Raw genomic sequence first — 19,499 nt, forward strand, 5'->3', positions numbered from 1 at the left:
GCGCAAACTCAGTGAAAATTGCGGCTCTCCGTGGCGAGCCGCCCGAGTAGCCGGCTGTGATCCTCCAGCCGGTGCGCCACGAGGTGCACGACCTCGCCCTCGCGCTGCACCACGCCCGCCACCGCCAGCAGCGAAGACCCTAGCAGTTCCTTGCGCTGCGACTCGACGAGCGACGCGTGCACGATCACGTTGACGCTGCCGGTCTCGTCCTCGAGCGACACGAAGATCGTGCCGTTCGCCGTGCCCGGCCGCTGCCGCACCGTCACGATCCCGCACACGCGCGCGAGCATGCCGTGCCGGCAATGCGCCAGCTGCTCCGCCGTGCGAAAGCGCTGCTTCGCGAGGCCGTGACGCAGCAGCTCGAGCGGATGGCGATTGAGCGTGAGACGCAGGCTCGCATAATCGGCGACGATTTCCGCACCTTCGGAAGCGCGCGGCAACGCAAGCGGCGCCTCGGCAACGGGCGCATCGCGCAACAGCGCGGGCACCGCGTGCTGCGCGGTCACGGCCCACCACGCCTCGCGTCGGTGGCCCGCGATGCTCGCGAGCGCGTTCGACGCCGCCAGCGCCTCCAGTTCGCGCCGCGTGAGCGCCGCACGGCGCGCGAGATCGTCGACGTCGGCGAACGGTGCGCGCTCGCGCGCCGCCATCACACGCCGCGCGGCATCTTCGGAAAAGCCCTTGATGAGACTGAAGCCGAGCCGCACGGCCGGCCCGCCGCGTCCATAGCGGCGCGGCGCAAGCGCAATGCGCGAGCGCACGACGCGCTCGAGGCCGTCCATGAACCTGTGCCGCCGGCCGCCGCGCTTGAGCGTGCCCCTGCGCATCAACGCGGCCGCGCCCAGCAGCGCGCGATGACGCAGCCCCTCGGCGGTGCGCGCGCGAACCGCCTCGTCATCGAGCCGCTCGCCGGGTGCGTTGCGACGCTCCAGCACCGACGCCCAGTCGCTCAACGCGATATCGGGCGCGCGCACCGGCACGCCGTGACGCTTCGCATCCTGCACGAGCTGGGAAGGCGAATAGAAACCGAGCGGCTGGCTATTCAGCAGTCCTGCCAGGAATGCGGCGGGCTCGTAACGCTTGAGCCACGAACTCGTGTAGACGAGCAGCGCGAAACTCGCCGCATGGCTTTCCGGAAAGCCGTAGTCGCCGAAACCCTCGATCTGCTTGCAGATGCGCTCGGCAAATTCCAGCGTGTAGCCCTTCTTGAGCATGCGTTTCGTGAGATCGGCCTGATACGGTCGCAGATCTCCATCGCGCCGCCATGCGGCCATCGCGCGGCGCAGCTTGTCGGCTTCCTCGCCGGTGTAGTCCGCGGCGACCATCGCGAGATGCATCACCTGCTCCTGGAAGATCGGCACGCCGAGCGTGCGTTCGAGCACCGGGCGCAATTCCTCCTTCGCATATTCCACCGCCTCGTCGCCGTGCCGGCGCTTGAGGTACGGATGCACCATGTCGCCCTGGATCGGCCCCGGCCGCACGATCGCCACCTGGATCACGAGGTCGTAGTACGTGCGCGGCCGCAAACGCGGCAACATGCTCTGCTGCGCGCGCGACTCGATCTGGAACACGCCGACCGTATCGGCCCTGGCGCACATGCGATACACCGCCGGGTCCTCGACCGGAATGTCCTGCACGCGCATCTCGGCCATCCCGCGCCTTTGCGCCACGAATTCGAGCGAGCGCCGGATCGCCGAGAGCATGCCGAGCGCGAGCACGTCCACTTTCAACAGCCGCAGCGCGTCGATATCGTCCTTGTCCCACTCGATCACGTAGCGGTCCTTCATCGCCGCGTTTTCGATCGGCACGAGGCGCGAAAGCTTGTCGCGCGCGATCACGAAACCGCCCACGTGCTGCGAGAGATGGCGCGGAAAACCGCGCAGCTCGCGCGTGAGGCGGATGAGCTGTTGCGTGACGTGCGAGTCGGGCGAAAAGCCCGCTTCCTCCAGATGGCGCGCGATCGAATCGGGGCCGTCCCACCACTGATGCGCGCCTGAGAGCTTTTCGACGAGCGCGCTGTCGAGGCCGAGCGCCTTGCCCACATCGCGCAACGCGCTGCGCGAACGATAGGTGATGAGCGTCGCGGCCAGCGCGGCGCGGCGCGTGCCGTACTTGCGGTAGATGTACTGAATGACCTCTTCGCGACGCTGATGCTCGAAGTCGACGTCGATGTCGGGCGGCTCGTTGCGCGCCCGCGAGAGAAAACGCGCCACGAGCATGTTCATGCGCACGGGGTCGATCTCCGTGATCTTCAGGCAGTAGCACACCACCGAGTTCGCCGCCGAGCCGCGCCCCTGGCACAGGATCTTCTGATCGCGCGCGAAGCGGACGATGTCGTGCACCGTGAGGAAGTACTTCTCGTACTTCAGCTCGTCGATGAGCCCGAGTTCCTGTTCGATCTGATCGCGGCGCTTGTCGTTCAGGCCGTCGGGCCAGCGCTCCAGTGCGCCCTTCATCACGAGCTTGCGCAGCCACGACTGCGGCGTCTCGCCGGGCGGCACCAGTTCCTCGGGATATTCGTAGGCCAGCTCGCCGAGCGAAAACGTGCAGCGGCGCGCGACGTCGAGCGTCGCGTCGAGCGCCTCGCGCGGATAAATCGCGCCAAGCCGCACGCGCGAGCGCAGATGCCGCTCCGCATTCGCCTCCAGCGCGCGCCCGCACGACGCGAGCGGCTTGCCGATCCGGATCGCGCTCAGCGTATCCTGCAACGGCTTGCGCGAACGGGCGTGCATCAGCACGCCGCCCGCCGCGACGAGCGGCAGGCCGCTCTCCTGCGAGACGTGGCGCAGCACTTCGATCTGCGTGTCGTCGCCGCCGGTTTGCCAGAGTTCGAGCGCGAGCCAGGCGCGCTCGGCCGCGAAGCCCGCGAGCCAGTGCGCGGCGCGCAGCGTTTGCGCGAGCGTGGCCGCGCGCTGCGGCACGAGCAGCAACACGCACTCGCGCAAGTGCTTCAGATGCTCGAAGCCCGGCTCGGGCTCGGTGAAATCGGCGGGATGCACGCGATAGCTGCCCTTTGCCGCCCGCGAGCGCGCCAGCGTGATCAGCTCGCAGAGATTGCCGTAGCCTTCGCGGGTCGTTGCGAGCGCAACGATCGTGCAGAACGGCGCGCCATGTTCGTCGACGAGATTCAGCTCGCTGCCGATCAGCAGGTGCAGCGACGGCTCGAACGGGCCCAGGGCCGCGGCGGCGGCATGGCCGCCGCATTCGCGGGCCTCGCGCACGGCTTCGTCATACGCCTTCTTGCGCGCCTCGTCGTATTCGTTGAGCGCGCTCCAGGCGCGCACGACGCCCGCGAACGAGCATTCGTCGGTGATCGCGAGCGCGCGGTAGCCGTGGCGGATCGCCTGCTCGACCATCTCGCCCGGGCGCGACGCGCCGTGCAGGAAGGTGAAATTGGTCAGGCAGTGCAGCTCGGCGTAGTCAGGCAGCTGCGCGGCCCACTGCGCCGGCAGTTGTGGAGGCGACGACGCGCCCGTCCCGCTGATCGACATGATTCCTGAAACCCGAAAGAACGACGAATAAACGCTAGCCGAACAGCCCTTGCAGATACCACTGGCCGCCAATGCGCTCGCGATACAGCCAGAACATGCGGCCCTGGTCGTCGGCGGCGACGTAATAGTCGCGCCCGACGCCCTCGCCGTCCCACCAGCCGGACTCGATGCGCTCGGTACGCGTGAGCGTCTTCAGCGGCCGTCGATAAACGGGCCGGTCGCCGCGTGTCGCGAGCTTGAGCGGCTTTTCGAGCAGCCACGCCGGACGCGGCTGGGTCGGCAGCGGCACCTCGGGCAGATCGAAGGCGCTTTGCACGGGCGCGCTCGCGCCGGCCTCCTGCTGCGGCTTGCCTGCCTTGCGCGGCTTGCGCGTACGCTTCGCGCCGCTCTCGCGGTAAGGCCGCGCCGACATCGCCAGTTCGGGCCGGTGATCGTCCTCGACGAAAAGCTGCAGCACGTTCTGCTCACCGAGCCGCGCGCCGATGCGCTCGAAGAGCTGCCCGAGCGACGCCTCGGCGGCCTCGGCCATCGGAAAGAGCGTGTCGGTGGGCGCCGCGTATGCGCTCACCTGCGAGGCGACGAGCGCAAGGCCGATCACGGGCGCGGCAAGCTCGGTCTGATTCAGGCGCTCGCGAAGCAGCCACAGCAGATGCTCGGCGTCGCGCGAAGGCGACGCCCAGGCGATCGTGAGCGTCGAGGTGCGCGGCGCGTGACGCGAAGCCAGCTCGTGCTCCAGACGCAGCTCGAAGCCGCTCAACGCCGCGTGCTGCGCAGCCAGCCAGCCGGCCAGCTGCATCACGAGCCGGCGCGCGGCAAAGAGCAGCGCCTCGGCGCTCTCCACGCGCGCCTGCAATTCGAGCGACGCGTGAAACGACGGCGGCGCGGCAAACCAGACGCGCGGATCGGGCGCCTCGCCGCGCGCCCGCGCGAGCCAGCCGAGCACGCCGTCGCCGAAACGCCGCACGATGCCGTCGCGCGGCAGCCGCCGCAAGTCGCCGAGCGTCGCGCAGCCGATCTGCGTGAGCGCGTGGTCGTGCTGCGCGGCGAACGGCGCAAGCGTGACCGGCAGCGAATCGAGCACGCGCGCGAGCGTCGTTTCCTTGAGCACATGCCAGCGGCGCGACGAACGCGTGACGTGCGCCTGCGCGAGCGTCCACGCCCCCCACGCCGTGGGCGCGCACGCCATGCGCGCGGTGTGCCCGCAGCCGGCCACCGTCGCCGCAACCCTCCCGAGCAGCGCACGCACGCCGCCGAACAGACGCAAGCCCGAACCGACTTCGAGCAACAGCGTGTGCGACTGCGCGAACGACACCTTGGGCGTATAGGCGAGCAACGCGAGCGCGAGCGCCTCGAACGCGCGGGTCTCGCGCGCCGGATCGGCTTCGAGCAGCACGAGCCCCGGCGCGAGCGCGAGCGCATGCGAGCGCGTGTTGCCGGGCTCGACGCCGGCGCGCAGCGCGTCGAGATCGGCGCTCAGGATGCGCGTGTGGTCGGCGAGCGCGTAGCAGCGCGGCGCGCTGGCGACATCGGCATCGGCATCGACGCTTTCAGGCGGAAGCGGCGTTGACGGCGCCGGCGGCATCAGAGGTCTGACGGCCTCCAGCGGCAACAACGGCAAGGTGACGGCGATCCACAGCATGATTGACCCCGGGCCACGGCATGACGACGGAAGCTGCGTCCGGCTGGGGCAGCACCGCGTCCTGCAGCGGCAATGTAATGACGAGTGGCTGGGCGGGCGGCGGCCCGCGGCGCTTGAAAATATCGACGGAGAGCGCGGCGAGCTGCATCCATTGCCGGCGGTTCAGGTTCGCGTCGTCGGGCGGCGGCACCGGCGAGCAGGTCATGCGCAGCGGCGCCGGCGACGACTGGTTGCGCGCGGCGAGCGGCCGCACGAGAAACGCGAGCGCCTGCGAATCCTGGGCGGCGACCTGCAGACGGCGCACGGCGTCGGCGCGCGCCTTCGTCTGCCAGAGCAGCACGGCGCCCATGCCTTCCTGCTTGAGCGCCTGCTCGGCCACCCACGCGGCCTCGTCTTCGGCCGCGCGCACCCAGATCACGCGCTCGAGCGCGAGCCCCCATGCCTTGAGCGCGCAGGCGTAGGGGCGCCACGGCGGCGCGACGAGCAGCACGTGCCGGCCCGCCTGCGCGGTGAGCGCGCGCAACGCCGGCGCGACGAGCCGCATCTCGCCCACGCCGCCCTGCTCGACGAGCAGCTCGGTCAGGCTGCCCGAGGGCCAGCCGGCGCCGGGGAGCTGGGCGTCGAGCGTCGCGTGGCCGCTCGGCACCGTGCGCTCGCTGGCGCGCGCGAGCTGATCGCCTTGCCACACGCGGCTTTGCAGCCGGGGGGGCAAGTGCGCGGCGAGTTGCGCTGTAGTCTGCGCAGTGATCTGGGCTGCTGCTGCCATGGTTCGTGGCCTGATTGATGGGAACGCTCCGCCCTGCCCGGCAAGAAATGGGGCATCGGCAGGAAGGAGGTCGACTCGCCTCCACCTGTATATTTATACAGTATTTTGAGAGATTGGAGGAGGCGGAAATTGGGGGAGGGTCATTTTGCGATCCATTGCAAAATGCTGATCCAGGCGCTTGCGCGATGGATCGGCCGCCGGACGTCGCGCTGACGTCCGGGGCAAACGCCGCTTCTTAGTATTCGCCGCCAGCCCGATGCGGGCGACTGCGATAAACGGCGCGGAGCTTGTTGCTATCAGGACGCCGACGTCAGATCGAGCGCCACGGCTTGCGCAACCTCGATGCCGTCGATGGCCGCCGAGTAGATGCCACCGGCATACCCGGCGCCTTCGCCGGCCGGATACAGACCTACGACGTTCATGCTCTGGTAATTGTCCTTGCGACGAATGCGCAGCGGCGACGACGTGCGCGTCTCCACGCCGGTGAGCACGGCGTCGTGCATCGCGAAGCCTGCGATCTTCCTGTCGATCTGAGGCAGGGCTTCGCGGATGGCTTCGATCACGTAGTCGGGCAGCGCGGTGCTGAGATCGGTCGGGTGCACACCCGGCTTGTAAGACGGCACCACGGAGCCGAGCGACGTCGACGGCCGGCCGGCGATAAAGTCGCCGACCAGCTGGCCCGGCGCCTGGTAATTGCCGCCGCCGAGTTCGAACGCCCGCTCTTCCCACTTGCGCTGGAAGGCGATGCCCGCGAGCGGACCGCCCGGATAGTCCTCCGGCGTGATGCCGACGACGATGCCCGCGTTCGCGTTGCGCTCGGCCCGCGAATACTGGCTCATGCCGTTGGTGACCACGCGGCCGGGTTCGGAGGTCGCCGCGACCACCGTGCCGCCGGGGCACATGCAGAAGCTATAGACCGCCCGTCCATTGTTGGCGTGATGCACCACCTTGTAGTCGGCCGCGCCGAGTTGCTTGTGGCCCGCAAACTTGCCGAAACGGCTGCGATCGATCAGCCCCTGCGGATGCTCGATCCGAAAGCCCAGCGAAAACGGCTTGGCTTCCATGAACACACCGCGATCGTGCAGCATCTGGAAGGTGTCGCGGGCGCTGTGGCCCACGGCCAGCACGACGTGGTCGCACGGCAGCGTCTCGCCGTTCGAAAGCTTGAGCGCGCGCACCTTGCCCTGCTCGATTTCGATGTCTTCGACGCGGGTTTCGAAGCGCACTTCACCGCCCAGTTCGTGGATGGTGGCGCGCATTTTCTCCACCATGCTCACGAGACGGAACGTGCCGATGTGCGGCCGGCTCAGATACAGGATGTCTTCCGGCGCGCCGGCCTTGACGAATTCCTCGAGCACCTTGCGGCCGTAGTGGTGCGGATCCTTGATCTGGCTGTACAGCTTGCCGTCGGAAAACGTCCCGGCCCCGCCTTCGCCGAACTGCACGTTGGATTCGGGGTTGAGCACGGACTTGCGCCACAGCCCGAAGGTGTCCTTGGTGCGCTCGCGCACGGCCTTGCCGCGTTCGAGGATGATGGGACGAAAACCCATCTGCGCGAGGATCAGTCCCGCGAACAGGCCGCACGGCCCCATGCCGATCACCACCGGACGCGCACGCGTCGAGTGCTCGGGCGCCCTGGCGACAAAGCGGTAGGTCATGTCCGGCGTCACCCCGCAATGCGGCTTGCCGGCGATCCGCTTGAGCGCGGCCGCTTCGTCCTTGACTTCGACGTCGACGATATAGGTCAGCTTGATATCCGAGCGCTTGCGTGCGTCGTGCGCACGGCGGAACACGGTGTAACGCACGAGCGCATCCGCCCCTACGCCGAGTTCCGCGAGGCGGCCCCGAATCGCGGCGTCAAGTTCGCTTTCGGCGTGGTCGAGGGGGAGTTTGACTTCGGATAAACGTAACATGGCTGCCAGGGTGCGATCGCCACGGGAGTTGTGGCCGATCCGTATTTTATAAGCTCGGCGGCTTTTCAAAGGGAACGCAAGCCGTACGACGAGACGCGAGCGCGTTTGACCCAACATGGGACAAAAAGAAAAAGGGGCTACAGGCCAATGGCGTGTAACCCCTCGGTATTGCTGGTCGGAGCGATAGGATTCGAACCTACGACCCTCTGATCCCAAATCAGATGCGCTACCAGGCTGCGCTACGCTCCGACGAATCAGCGATTGTATCGGCACTGATGCCACGCCGTCAAATCTTCGGGATCCATAGCGACGAAAAGCGATCCACATCACGCGCTTGCCGCACACCGGCCTGGCGTGCACCATGACAGGACACGCCGTACGTGCACCCCATACCGCCAAAAAAGGAGACGCCATGCACCTCATCCTCTGGCGCCACGCCGAAGCCGAAGACATCGCCGCCAGCGACCTCTCCCGCCAGCTCACCACGCGCGGGCGCAAGCAGGCGCAGAACGTCGCGCGCTGGCTGCGCGCACGCCTGCCCGACGACGCCGTGATCCTCGCCAGCCCCGCCGCACGCACCATCCAGACTGCCGAGGCGCTCACCGATCAATATCGCGTCGTGCGCGAACTCGCACCCGATGCGAGCGTCGAGCAGGTCCTCACCGCCGTCGGCTGGCCCGAGGGCCTCGCATCCACGGTCGTCGTGGTCGGCCATCAGCCCACGCTCGGCGAGGTCGCGGCGCGGCTGCTCTCGGGCGGCGCCGATTCGCGCAGCTGGGCCGTGAAGAAGGCCGGCGTGCTCTGGCTTGCGAGCCGCGAGCGCAGCGGCGGCGACCAGGCCGTCCTGCACGCGGCCATCACGCCCGATCTCGTCTAGCCATCCAACCCGCCTGCGCCTGCCCACCGGGCCGCCTGTACGCGGCCCCTACAACGATTCAAGCGCGCTTCAACCGCACTTCAAACGCGCCCCGCCGCCCCCGGCCTTTCGGCCGCTGTGTCCGTCTGTCTTACGCCACGTCATCGAATCGTCATTGCGTTTTCATGGAAACGTAACCGCGTATTACTACATTGCCGGAAAAGTTCTCTTACTTCCGACCAGGACGCCCCATGCGAGATCTGCCGACGCCCACCCTGCCGTTCGCCTCGACGCTGTTCGAGTCGAACCGACGCTTGCCGCGTGCCGAAGAAACGGTCACCGCGCAGCATCGGCTGCAGGTGGCCTGGGCGCGCACCGACGAGGAGCTGCGCGAAGCCCAGCGCCTGCGCTACCGCGTTTTCGCCGAAGAGATGGGCGCACGCCTGACCGGCCCCGCCGGCCTCGACGTCGACGCCTTCGACGCCTACTGCGACCACCTGCTCGTGCGCGACCTCGACACGCTCAAGGTCGTCGGCACCTACCGCGTGCTGCCGCCGCACCAGGCGGCGCGCATCGGCCGCCTCTATGCCGAAAGCGAATTCGACGTCTCGCGCCTCGCGCATCTGCGCCCGAAAATGGTCGAGGTGGGCCGCTCGTGCGTGCATCCCGACTACCGCAGCGGCTCGGTCATCATGTCGCTGTGGGGCGGTCTGGGCGGCTACATGCAGCACAACGGCTACGAGACGATGCTCGGCTGCGCGAGCGTGGCCATGGCCGACGGCGGCCACTACGCGGCGAACCTGTACTGCGCGCTCGGCGCCGACGCGCTGACCGCGCCCGAATACCGCGCGTTCCCGCACACGCCGCTGCCCGTCGAGGAACTGCGCACCGGCACGCCCGCCGTGCCGCCGCCGCTCATCAAGGGCTATCTGCGCCTTGGCGCGAAGATCTGCGGTGCGCCCGCCTGGGACCCCGACTTCAACACCGCGGACTTCCTCACGCTCTTCCGCCTCTCGGAGATCAACGAACGTTACGCACGCCACTTCCTCGGCGAAGCCGTGACGCGTTAAGGCCTCATCGGCCCTTCACCGGGCAAAATCAGTAGGCAAACTCCGCGGGCAAAACCAGCGGACAAAAAAAGCCCGGCTCACCAACGAGCCGGGCTTTTTTATCGGCACAGTAAGACGAGGCGCAGCGCGCTACGCTCACTCCTCCGTATAGACCACGCGATACGGAATGCCGATCTTGCCCCATTCCGCCGCTTCCTGAACGAGGTTGTAATCGGTGAGCGGATTGTTCTGGACCCAGGCATTGGGCAGCAGCACTTCGTAGCCGTTGCCCTCCTCCTCCACCTTGATGTGCGGCAGGCCGACATCGGCGCGGCGCCGCGTCAGCAGCGCGGCGAGGCGCAGACAGAACAGCAGCGTCCATTCCACATCGCGCGTTTGCGAGAGCTTGCCGAGCTTGCCCACGTGGCCGAGCACGAGCGCGGCGAGGCGCGCCTGGTCGGTGCGCGAGAAGCCGGGCATGTCGGCGTTGCTGGCGATGTAGGCCGAATGCTTGTGGTACGCGCTGTGCGAGATGGAAAGCCCGATTTCGTGCAGCGACGCCGCCCACGTGAGAAACATGCGGTTCTCTTCGCGGCGCTCCTCGTCGGGCTCCTCGAACTGGTCGTAGAACTTCACGGCCAGTTCGCCAATGCGCCCCGCCTGCGCGCGATCGACGCCGTAGCGGCGCATGAAGCCCTCCACCGTGACCGTACGCATGTCCTCGTGCTGCGAGCGGCCCAGCAGGTCGTAGAGCACGCCCAGGCGCAGCGCGCCATCCGTGGTATCGACATAGTCGATGCCGAGTTCCTCGAACACCGCGATCATGATCGAGAGACCACCCGCCAGCACCGGGATGCGGTCGGGCTTGAGCGCGACGAGCTTGAGCCGGTTGACGTTCTCGGCCTTGATGAGCGCGCGCTTCAGGCGCTCGAGGCCGCCGCGCGAAATGCCATGCGTGATGCCGGGATCGTTGAAGCCGTTCGCCTCGACGAGTTCCGCGAGCGCGCGCGCCGTGCCCGACGAGCCGATCGCCTGGTCCCAGCCGGTCTTGCGGTAGTCGCCGGAAATGATCTGGATTTCGCGCGTGGCCGCGAGTTCGGCCTGGCGCATGGTGTACTCGTCGACGTTGCCCGAGGGGAAGAACTGGCGGCTATGGCTCACGCAGCCGATATAGAGGCTTTCCATGCGGATCGGCGTGTAGTGCGCGCCGATGATGAACTCGGTCGAGCCGCCGCCGATGTCCACCACGAAGCGCTTGCCCGCGCTCGCCGGCACCGAGTGCGCAGCGCCCGCATAGATGAGACGCGCTTCTTCGCGCCCCGCGATCACCTCGATCGGGAAGCCGAGCGCCGCTTCCGCCTCGGTGAGGAACTCGCGCGCGTTCTTGGCGACACGCAGCGTATTGGTCGCCACCGCGCGCACCTGGTCGGGATGGAAGTCGCGCAGGCGCTCGCCGAAGCGCTTGAGCGCGTCCCAGCCGCGCACCTGCGAGGCGCGGTCTAGCAGTTTGTCCCTCGAGAGGCCGGCCGCGAGGCGCACCGGTTCGCGCAGCGCGTCCACCGGGTAGATCTGGCTGCCGGCATCGGTTTCCTCGACGCGGCCTACGATCAGACGAAAGCTGTTCGAACCGAGATCGACGGCGGCAAGCAGTTGGGGATTGGTGACCATCGAAGGGGCAGGCTCCATGCGTGCATACAGAGACGAACGCGCAGCCATGCGGGCTTGTTGCGCCGCCGCCGCGCTGTCCAAATGCGTCATTTTAAGCGTAGCCGACTTCACCATGTCGCTCCTCGCATTGGTCATGACCATGGGTACTTTTACCCAGCGTGCATGTTCGCAACGCGACTTGTCGATTTCGTGAAAATGCGGCGTAAAATTTATGACACTACGAATGTCACAATAAAGTCATATTACTGTGAGAATTTCCGAGCGTCCGTTCGAATCCATTCCTGACATTCCGTTTTCATTGCCGATGTCCATCCGCTATCCCCTACTCAATCGCGAACTGGGCATTCTGGGATTCAATGAGCGCGTGCTCGCACAGGCGTCCGATCCCGCTGTTCCTTTGCTGGAGCGCTTGCGCTTCATCTGTATCACCAGCAGCAACCTCGACGAATTCTTCGAAGTCCGTATGGCCGGGCTTCAGGAGCAGATGCGCGACAACCCGGGCGCGCTCTCGCCCGACGGCATGTCGCTGCAGCACGTGTACGACCTCGTGGTCGAGCGCGCGCAGCGTCTCGTGCATCGCCAGTACCGCATGCTGCACGACACCGTGCTGCCCGCGCTCGAACAGGAAGGCATCTACTTCCACGGCACCGACGCGTGGAACGAAGCGCAAACCGCATGGGCGCGCAAATACTTCTTCGACGAACTGCTGCCGGTTCTCACGCCCATCGGGCTCGATCCCGCGCACCCGTTCCCGCGCGTGCTCAACAAGAGTCTGAACTTCGTGGTCGAACTCGAAGGCAAGGACGCCTTCGGGCGTCAAGCCGTCATGGGCATCGTGCAGGCGCCGCGCGCGCTGCCGCGCCTCGTGCGCATGCCGCAGGAGCTTTCCGGCTTCCAGCACGGTTTCGTGCTGCTCGGCTCGCTGTTGCAGCGCTTCGTGGGCGAGCTGTTCCCGAGCCTCGTCGTGCGCAGCTGCAACCAGTTCCGCATCACGCGCAACAGTGAACTCTTCGTCGACGAAGACGAAATCACCAACCTGCGCGTGGCGCTGCAGGGCGAACTGCCCGCGCGTCACCTCGGCAACGCGGTGCGTCTCGAAGTGTCGGCGGAAACGCCTCCGCATCTCGTGAAGCGCCTGCTCGACGAAAGCGGCCTCGACGAAAAGGACTGCTATTTCGTCGATGGTCCCGTGAATCTCGTGCGGCTCATGCAGCTGCCCGAGATGGTCGATCGCCCCGACCTCAAGTTCGTGCCGCACGTGCCTGCCATTCCGCGGCGCATCGCCGCGAACAGCAACATGTTCGACGTGATCGATCAGGGCGACGTGCTCCTGCATCATCCGTACGAGAGCTTCCAGCCCGTGCTCGAACTGCTGCTGCAGGCCGCGAACGATCCGAACGTGGTCGCGATCAAGCAGACGATCTACCGCACCGGCACCGACTCGCCGCTCATGGACGCGCTCATGCAGGCCGCGCGCAACGGCAAGGAAGTAACGGTGGTGGTGGAGCTGCTCGCGCGCTTCGACGAAGAGACCAACATCAACTGGGCCGCGCAGCTCGAAGCCGTGGGCGCGCACGTGGTTTACGGCGTGGTGGGGCACAAGTGCCACGCCAAGATGATGCTGATCGTGCGCCGCGTGCCCGTGAACGGGCGCATGGTGCTGCGCCGCTACGTGCACCTCGGCACGGGCAACTACCATCCGCGCACCGCGCGCCTTTATACCGACTTCGGCCTCATGACCTCGGAGCCGAAGATGTGCGAGGACGTGCACCACGTCTTCCAGCAGCTCACGGGCATCGGCGGCGAGCTGCAGCTGCACGATCTGTGGCAGTCGCCGTTCACGCTGCATCCGAAGATGATCGAGGCGATCCGCAACGAAGCCGACGCCGCGCGCGCCGGCAAGAAGGCGCGCATCGTCGCGAAGATGAACGCGCTGCTCGAGCCGACCGTGATCGACGAGTTGTACGAAGCCTCGCAGGCCGGTGTGAAGATCGATCTGATCATCCGTGGCGTGTGCTCGTTGCAGCCGGGCGTGCCGGGGCTCTCCGAGAACATCACGGTGCGCTCGATCGTCGGGCGTTTCCTCGAGCACCACCGCATCTACTACTTCTATGCGGGCGGCAAGGAAGACGTCTATCTGTCGAGCGCGGACTGGATGGATCGCAACCTGTTCCGCCGCGTCGAAGTGGCGTTCCCGATTCACGACCGCCGGCTCAAGCGCCGCGTGATCGCCGAAGGGCTTTCCACCTTCCTCGGCGACAATCAATCGGCGTGGCTCATGCAAAGCGACGGCCACTATCGCCGCCGCCGCGCGGGCAAGGCCGTGCGCAATGCGCAGCTGAGCTTGCTGGCGAAGTTCTGTCCGTGACGCTTTGACGGATCGATCACGCTGGACGCAAAAAAGCCGCTTCGAATGAAGCGGCTTTTTCAATTGCGGCTGTGGATCGTTAAACCGGCGCCGGCTGCCGTCTCGTCGTGCGCGCGGCCGGGAAACGCACCGTGAACGTGCTGCCCCGCCCTTCCTCGCTCTTCACTTCGAGCGCCGCGTCGTGACGCTGCAGCACGTGCTTGACGATCGCGAGGCCCAGTCCCGTGCCGCCCGTGTCGCGCGAGCGGCTGCGGTCCACGCGATAGAAGCGCTCGGTCAGGCGCGGAATGTCGGCGGCCGGAATGCCGAGGCCGCTGTCGGTAACCGAAAAGACCGCGCTGCCCTGTTCAGAGCGCCAGGATAGATGCACGATGCCACCGTCCGGCGTGTAGCGCACCGCGTTGGTCGCGAGATTGCCGAGCGCGCTCATGATCTCGGTTTCGGAACCGGTGACGCTCAGTCCGTCGTCGAAATCGGCCGTGATGCGGTGACGGCCGCCCGAGAGGCTTTCGGCGTCCTCGCGCACGTGCCCGAGCACCGCGCGCATGTCGACCATATGGTCGCCGGGCTGACGCCCCTCGCCTTCGAGCTTGGCGAGCACGAGCAGGTCGGTGACGATGTGGCGCATGCGCGAGGCCTGCTGCTCCATCAGCTCCAGATAGCGGTTGCGCTCGGCTTCGCCAAGCGGCAGCTCGCGCATCGTCTCGAGGAAGCCCGAGAGCACCGTGATCGGCGTTTTCAGCTCGTGCGAGACGTTGGCCACGAAGTCGCGCCGCATGGCGTCGGTGCGCTCGAGTTCCGTGATGTCCTGCGACAGAATGAGCTTGCGGTTCTCGCCGTACGGAAACACCTGCACCGAGATCACGTTCTGACGCTTCGCGCCCATGCCGCGCATGATCAGCATGTCCTTGTAATCGTGCGAATTGAGGTAGCGCACGAAGTCGGGCTGACGCACGAGATGCGTGATGTGCTGGCGCAGGTCGCGCTTGGCGTCGAGGCCGAAGTGGACTTCCGAGATCGCGTTGCACCACTCGATCTGGTCGTGGTCGTCGAGCATGGCGACGCCGTTGGGCGAAGCCTGGATCGCCTGGATGAAGCGCGAATGCTGCTGCTCCACCTGGCGCACCTGAGCGTGCCAGCGCTTCGCGAGCTTATGCAGACGGTAGTAGATTTCGCCCCAGATGCCGGGGGCGCTCGGCACTTCGCCGTAGACCGGCGCGTCGAGCAGGCGCCACAGACGCTGCTTGTGAAACGTGCTGAAGAGCATTTGCGCGAGCAGCGCCAGCACGGCGATGCTCAGCGCGAGCTTGACGCCAAAAATCGCGCCAATACCCGCGCAAATGAGCGCGAGCAATACGATCGATACGAGGGAGCGCGCCCAGATGATGTTCATGTTCCTGCGATCGAAGATAAATACGGTCGGATGCGGGCACGCGACATCGAGTGACTACCGCGCGAGTACCGGCGGCAGTGAAACGGTCGCGCCGCCCGGTGAGTCACCCTGCGGCGCGGCCATGGGTCCAGCTCAGGCGCTCTTGGCGAGACGGTAGCCGCTGCCGCGCACCGTTTCGATCATAGCATCGCACCCCGCCGGCTTGAGCGCGGCGCGCAGACGCTTGATATGCACGTCCACCGTGCGCTCTTCCACGAACACGTGATCGCCCCATACCTGGTCGAGCAGCTGCGTGCGGCTATGCACGCGCTCCGGATGCGTCATGAAGAAGTGCAGCAGGCGGAACTCGGTCGGGCCGAGATCGAGCTTGATTTCCGAGCCTTCGGCGGCGGCCGCGACGCGGTGCGTGGCCGGATCGAGCTTCAGACCGTTGATCGCCACCACGTCTTCCGTGAGCTGCGGCGCACGGCGGCGCAGCACCGCCTTGATGCGCGCCATCAGCTCCTTGGGCGAGAACGGCTTCGTTACGTAGTCGTCAGCGCCGATTTCGAGCCCGAGCACCTTGTCCTGCTCGTCGCCACGCGCCGTCAGCATGATGATCGGAATATGCTTCGTGCGTTCGTTGTTGCGCAAGTCGCGCGCGAAGTTCACACCCGACTTGCCCGGCAACATCCAGTCCAGCAGGATGAGATCGGGCAGCACGTCGCTGATCAGGTTCTGCGCCTGCTCCGCGTTGTAGGCGCGGATCGGGCAGTGGCCTGCGTGCTGCAGGTTCACCGAAATCAGCTCGGAAATGGCGGGCTCATCTTCGATGACGAGAATGCTGCTAGGCATCGGCACCTCTTGACCTTGTTACCTATGGAATGAATTAGCTGAGCGCTTCGCGTTCGAGGGCGTCGCGCGACTTGTGGCGCACGTCGGTGCCCTTCACGATGTAGATGATGAATTCCGCGATGTTCTTCGCGTGGTCGCCGATCCGCTCGATCGCCTTGGCGATGAACAGATAGTCGAGGCCCACCGAGATCGTGCGCGGATCTTCCATCATGTAGCTCACGAGCTTGCGCACGAACGCGCGGAATTCCTCGTCGATCGCCTTGTCGTCGCGCACGATCTGCGCGGCGGCCACGGTGTCGAGGCGCGCGAACGCGTCGAGCGCGCGGCGCAGGATCGACACGGCCATTTCGCCCGAGACCTTGATCTCGGCGATGTTGACGGTGCGCGAAGCGCCGTCTTCCATCAGGCGCTTGGTGCGCTTGGCGATCTTCTCGGCTTCGTCGCCGGCGCGCTCGAGATTCGTGATGGTCTTCGAAATGGCGAGCACGAGGCGCAAGTCACGCGCGGCCGGCTGGCGGCGCGCGATGATATTGCTGCACTCCTCGTCGATCTCGACTTCCATCGTGTTGAGGCGGTCCTCGGCGGCGATCACGCGTGCGGCGGCCTCGCTGTCGAAGTCGTTGAGCGCCTGCATTGCCGTGATGATCTGCGATTCGACGAGGCCGCCCATTTCGAGCACCTTCGACGAAATGAGGTTCAAATCGGCGTCGAACTGGCTGGACAAGTGTTTGTCGGACATGATTTGCTCCCTGCTCCGATTAGCCGAAGCGGCCGGTGATGTAGTCTTCCGTTTCCTTGCGGACCGGCTTGATGAAGATCTTTTCGGTGTCACCGAATTCGATCAGCTCACCAAGGTACATGTAAGCAGTGTAGTCCGAGCAACGCGCGGCCTGCTGCATGTTATGGGTGACGATCACCACCGTGTAATCGCTCTTGAGTTCCGCGATCAGCTCTTCGATGCGGCCCGTGGAAATCGGGTCGAGTGCCGAGCACGGCTCGTCGAGCAGCAGCACTTCGGGACGGATGGCAATGCCGCGCGCGATGCACAGGCGCTGCTGCTGGCCGCCCGAGAGGCCGTAGCCGCTCTGGCCGAGCTTGTCCTTCACTTCGTTCCAGAGCGCGGCCTTGGTGAGCGCCCATTCCACGCGGTCATCCATTTCCGGACGCGAGAGCTTCTCGAACATCTTCACGCCGAACGCGATGTTGTCGTAAATCGACATCGGGAACGGGGTCGGTTTCTGGAACACCATGCCGATACGCGCGCGCAAGAGCGAGATGTCGCGCTTGGTCGTCAGCAGGTTCTCGCCGTCCATCACGATCTCGCCTTCGGCGCGCTGCTCCGGATAGAGCGCGAACATCTTGTTGAAGGTGCGCAGGAGCGTGGACTTGCCGCAGCCCGACGGGCCGATGAACGCCGTCACCTTGCCGTCGGGAATCTGCAGGTTGATGTTCTTCAGCGCGTGATACTTGCCGTAGAAGAAGTTCAGGTCCTTCACTTCGATCTTCGGCTTGCCCAGCGCCGGCAGGCGTGCGTTCTGGGCGGGATCCGCAGGTTCAAACCCAGCGGAGGGCGCATTGCCGTGCGCAGCGGTGTTGAGGTGACTCTCAGCCATGTTCATCGGGAACTCCGCCCTTGCTTACTTGTTCGAAAAGATCGTGCGCGCGAGGATATTCAGACCCAGCACGCCCAGCGTGATCAGGAAAACGCCGGCCCACGCAAGCGACTGCCACTGCGCAAACGGGCTCATCGCAAACTTGAAGATCGTGACCGGCAGGTTCGCGATCGGTTGATTCATGTTCGCGGTGAAGAACTGGTTCGACAGCGCGGTGAAGAGCAGCGGCGCGGTTTCGCCGGCGATACGCGCAACCGCCAGCAGCACGCCCGTCACGATACCGGCGACCGATGCCTTCAGCGTGATCGACATCACCATCTTCCACTTCGGCGTGCCGAGCGCGAATGCGGCTTCACGCAGGTTGTTCGGCACGAGCTTGAGCATGTTCTCGGTCGTGCGAATCACGATCGGAACCTGCAGGAGCGCCAGCGCAATCGCGCCGGCCCAGCCGCTGAAGTGCCCCATCTTCGCCACGACGAGCGCGTACACGAACAGGCCCACGACGATCGAAGGCGCCGACAGCAGAATGTCGTTGATGAAGCGCGTGACGCTCGCGAGCCAGCTCTTCTGGCCGTATTCCGCGAGATAGATGCCCGCGAGAATGCCGATCGGTGTGCCGACGAACGTTGCGATCGCAACGAGCATCAAGCTGCCGACGATGGCGTTGGCGAGACCGCCGCCGTCGGTGTTAGGCGGCGGCGTGGACTGCGTGAACAGTTCCACCGAAAGGCCGCCGATGCCAAGCGAGAGCGTCGTATAGAGAATCCACACGAGCCAGATAATGCCGAACGCCATCGCCGCGAGCGAGCACGTGAGCGCGATCGCATTGGTCACGCGGCGGCGGCGCTGCAGCTTGTCGCGCATGCGCTCCAGCTCGGGACCGTAAATCGCACCCGGAATTTTCATCATCGGTTCGCTCATCGCGCACCCTCCGCTTTTTCAAGGCGCAGCAACATGAGCTTCGAGATCGACAGCACGATGAACGTGATCACGAAAAGGATCAGGCCGAGTTCCATCAGCGCGGCGGTGTGCAGGCCCGGGCTCGCTTCCGCGAACTCGTTGGCGAGCGCCGAGGTGATGCTGTTGCCCGGCGAAAAGAGCGACACGTTGTCGAGCAGGTTCGTATTGCCGATCACGAACGTGACGGCCATCGTCTCGCCGAGCGCGCGGCCGAGACCCAGCATCACGCCGCCGATCACGCCGGTCTTGGTGAACGGCAGCACGATCTTCCACATCACTTCCCACGTCGTGCAGCCAATGCCGTAAGCCGACTCCTTGAGCAGAACGGGCGTGACTTCGAACACGTCGCGCATGACCGAAGCGATATACGGAATGATCATGATCGCGAGAATCACGCCGGCGCACAGAATGCCGATGCCGATGGGCGCGCCCTGGAACAGCGCGCCGACGATCGGCATGCCGCCGAGCAGCGAGCCGAGCGGCTTTTCGAACCACTGCGCGAAGATCGGCGCAAACACGAGCAGACCCCACATACCGTAGACGATCGACGGGATCGCGGCGAGCAGTTCGATGGCGATGCCGAGCGGGCGGCGCAGCCACGCGGGCGAAAGCTCGGTGAGGAACAGCGCGATGCCGAAACTCACGGGCACGGCGATGATGAGCGCGATGATCGAGGTGGCGATCGTGCCGTAGATGGGCACGAGCGCGCCGAACTGCTCGCTGGGTGGATCCCAGTCGGCAGTCCAGAGGAATGCGAAACCGAATTTCTGGATCGTCGGCAACGAGGCGATGATCAGCGACACGATGATGCCGCCGAGCAGCAACAACGTGACGACGGCGGCGAGGCGTGCGAGGCCGCCAAAAATGATGTCCCCTGCCGGGCTGGGCGCTTTTTGCTGCGCGGCGTTGCCGGGCGGGTTCGACACGAGCGGGACGTCGGACATGGTGA

14 protein-coding genes and 1 tRNA gene are annotated in these 19,499 nt (G+C 66.0%); 3 read left to right on the forward strand and 12 right to left on the reverse strand.

Annotated elements, in window-relative coordinates; genetic code table 11:
- Positions 1–8: 8 nt before the first annotated feature.
- The 5 genes from AB4Y40_RS04310 to AB4Y40_RS04330 form a co-directional block, all read right to left on the reverse strand.
- The gene (locus tag AB4Y40_RS04310; RefSeq protein ID WP_368686579.1) at positions 9–3,491 is read right to left on the reverse strand and encodes an error-prone DNA polymerase; all 3,483 of its coding nucleotides are present in this window, start codon (positions 3,489–3,491) and stop codon (positions 9–11) included.
- Positions 3,492–3,525: 34 nt separating this feature from the next.
- Positions 3,526–5,130: a DNA polymerase Y family protein gene (locus AB4Y40_RS04315; RefSeq protein WP_368686580.1), complete on the reverse strand. Its 1,605-nt coding sequence runs from the start codon at positions 5,128–5,130 to the stop codon at positions 3,526–3,528.
- Positions 5,039–5,896 (reverse strand): translesion DNA synthesis-associated protein ImuA, encoded by an 858-nt coding sequence (gene imuA, locus AB4Y40_RS04320; RefSeq protein ID WP_368686581.1) that lies wholly within the window; start codon positions 5,894–5,896, stop codon positions 5,039–5,041. Before imuA ends, AB4Y40_RS04315 begins: the two co-directional genes overlap by 92 nt.
- A gap of 296 nt (positions 5,897–6,192) precedes the next feature.
- On the reverse strand, positions 6,193–7,809 hold the full coding sequence (locus AB4Y40_RS04325) for an NAD(P)/FAD-dependent oxidoreductase (protein ID WP_368686582.1): 1,617 nt from the start codon (positions 7,807–7,809) through the stop codon (positions 6,193–6,195).
- Positions 7,810–7,981: 172 nt separating this feature from the next.
- Positions 7,982–8,058: transfer RNA gene (locus AB4Y40_RS04330), tRNA-Pro, on the reverse strand.
- 163 nt (positions 8,059–8,221) lie between these two features.
- Between AB4Y40_RS04330 and sixA the strand changes: the two genes are divergently transcribed.
- The gene (sixA, locus tag AB4Y40_RS04335; protein WP_342921894.1) at positions 8,222–8,686 is read left to right on the forward strand and encodes a phosphohistidine phosphatase SixA; all 465 of its coding nucleotides are present in this window, start codon (positions 8,222–8,224) and stop codon (positions 8,684–8,686) included.
- 230 nt (positions 8,687–8,916) lie between these two features.
- A complete protein-coding gene (locus AB4Y40_RS04340; protein ID WP_324150960.1) occupies positions 8,917–9,735 on the forward strand; it encodes a GNAT family N-acyltransferase in 819 nt (272 codons plus the stop codon).
- Between the two features lie 135 nt (positions 9,736–9,870).
- On the opposite strand, the gene ppx is transcribed toward AB4Y40_RS04340, so the two are convergent.
- Positions 9,871–11,493, reverse strand: a complete 1,623-nt coding sequence (gene ppx / locus AB4Y40_RS04345; protein WP_368686719.1) for an exopolyphosphatase — start codon at positions 11,491–11,493, stop codon at positions 9,871–9,873.
- A gap of 193 nt (positions 11,494–11,686) precedes the next feature.
- Between ppx and ppk1 the strand changes: the two genes are divergently transcribed.
- Entirely contained in the window at positions 11,687–13,750 is a 2,064-nt protein-coding gene (gene ppk1 / locus AB4Y40_RS04350; RefSeq protein ID WP_342921892.1) for a polyphosphate kinase 1, read from the forward strand.
- A gap of 79 nt (positions 13,751–13,829) precedes the next feature.
- Here the strand turns inward: ppk1 and phoR are convergent, their stop codons facing one another.
- From phoR to pstC, 6 genes are all read right to left on the reverse strand, one after another.
- Entirely contained in the window at positions 13,830–15,143 is a 1,314-nt protein-coding gene (gene phoR / locus AB4Y40_RS04355) for a phosphate regulon sensor histidine kinase PhoR (protein ID WP_368686583.1), read from the reverse strand.
- Between the two features lie 132 nt (positions 15,144–15,275).
- Positions 15,276–15,977 (reverse strand): phosphate regulon transcriptional regulator PhoB, encoded by a 702-nt coding sequence (gene phoB, locus AB4Y40_RS04360; RefSeq protein WP_042261377.1) that lies wholly within the window; start codon positions 15,975–15,977, stop codon positions 15,276–15,278.
- Between the two features lie 34 nt (positions 15,978–16,011).
- Positions 16,012–16,716 carry a phosphate signaling complex protein PhoU gene (phoU, locus tag AB4Y40_RS04365; protein WP_028208453.1) on the reverse strand — a complete coding sequence of 235 codons (705 nt, stop codon included), beginning with the start codon at positions 16,714–16,716 and terminating at the stop codon, positions 16,012–16,014.
- A 19-nt stretch (positions 16,717–16,735) separates the two neighbouring features.
- Entirely contained in the window at positions 16,736–17,596 is an 861-nt protein-coding gene (gene pstB, locus AB4Y40_RS04370; protein WP_368686584.1) for a phosphate ABC transporter ATP-binding protein PstB, read from the reverse strand.
- 18 nt (positions 17,597–17,614) lie between these two features.
- Positions 17,615–18,511: a phosphate ABC transporter permease PstA gene (gene pstA, locus AB4Y40_RS04375; protein ID WP_342921888.1), complete on the reverse strand. Its 897-nt coding sequence runs from the start codon at positions 18,509–18,511 to the stop codon at positions 17,615–17,617.
- Entirely contained in the window at positions 18,508–19,494 is a 987-nt protein-coding gene (pstC, locus tag AB4Y40_RS04380) for a phosphate ABC transporter permease PstC (RefSeq protein ID WP_368686585.1), read from the reverse strand. The genes pstA and pstC overlap by 4 nt, the downstream gene beginning before the upstream one ends.
- Positions 19,495–19,499 lie beyond the last annotated feature (5 nt).

It is taken from the genome of Paraburkholderia sp. EG287B (genome assembly GCF_040965595.1).
Lineage (GTDB): Bacteria > Pseudomonadota > Gammaproteobacteria > Burkholderiales > Burkholderiaceae > Paraburkholderia.

Bases quoted from the DNA above. Each gene is read 5' to 3' on its own strand.
- imuA (WP_368686581.1), bottom strand. From the start codon at position 5,896: ATGGCAGCAGCAGCCCAGATCACTGCGCAGACTACAGCGCAACTCGCC.
- AB4Y40_RS04315 (WP_368686580.1), bottom strand. From the start codon at position 5,130: ATGCTGTGGATCGCCGTCACCTTGCCGTTGTTGCCGCTGGAGGCCGTC.
- phoB (WP_042261377.1), bottom strand. From the start codon at position 15,977: ATGCCTAGCAGCATTCTCGTCATCGAAGATGAGCCCGCCATTTCCGAG.
- pstA (WP_342921888.1), bottom strand. From the start codon at position 18,511: ATGAGCGAACCGATGATGAAAATTCCGGGTGCGATTTACGGTCCCGAG.
- pstC (WP_368686585.1), bottom strand. From the start codon at position 19,494: ATGTCCGACGTCCCGCTCGTGTCGAACCCGCCCGGCAACGCCGCGCAG.
- AB4Y40_RS04325 (WP_368686582.1), bottom strand. From the start codon at position 7,809: ATGTTACGTTTATCCGAAGTCAAACTCCCCCTCGACCACGCCGAAAGC.
- phoU (WP_028208453.1), bottom strand. From the start codon at position 16,716: ATGTCCGACAAACACTTGTCCAGCCAGTTCGACGCCGATTTGAACCTC.
- phoR (WP_368686583.1), bottom strand. From the start codon at position 15,143: ATGAACATCATCTGGGCGCGCTCCCTCGTATCGATCGTATTGCTCGCG.
- ppk1 (WP_342921892.1), top strand. From the start codon at position 11,687: ATGTCCATCCGCTATCCCCTACTCAATCGCGAACTGGGCATTCTGGGA.
- AB4Y40_RS04310 (WP_368686579.1), bottom strand. From the start codon at position 3,491: ATGTCGATCAGCGGGACGGGCGCGTCGTCGCCTCCACAACTGCCGGCG.
- pstB (WP_368686584.1), bottom strand. From the start codon at position 17,596: ATGAACATGGCTGAGAGTCACCTCAACACCGCTGCGCACGGCAATGCG.
- AB4Y40_RS04340 (WP_324150960.1), top strand. From the start codon at position 8,917: ATGCGAGATCTGCCGACGCCCACCCTGCCGTTCGCCTCGACGCTGTTC.
- sixA (WP_342921894.1), top strand. From the start codon at position 8,222: ATGCACCTCATCCTCTGGCGCCACGCCGAAGCCGAAGACATCGCCGCC.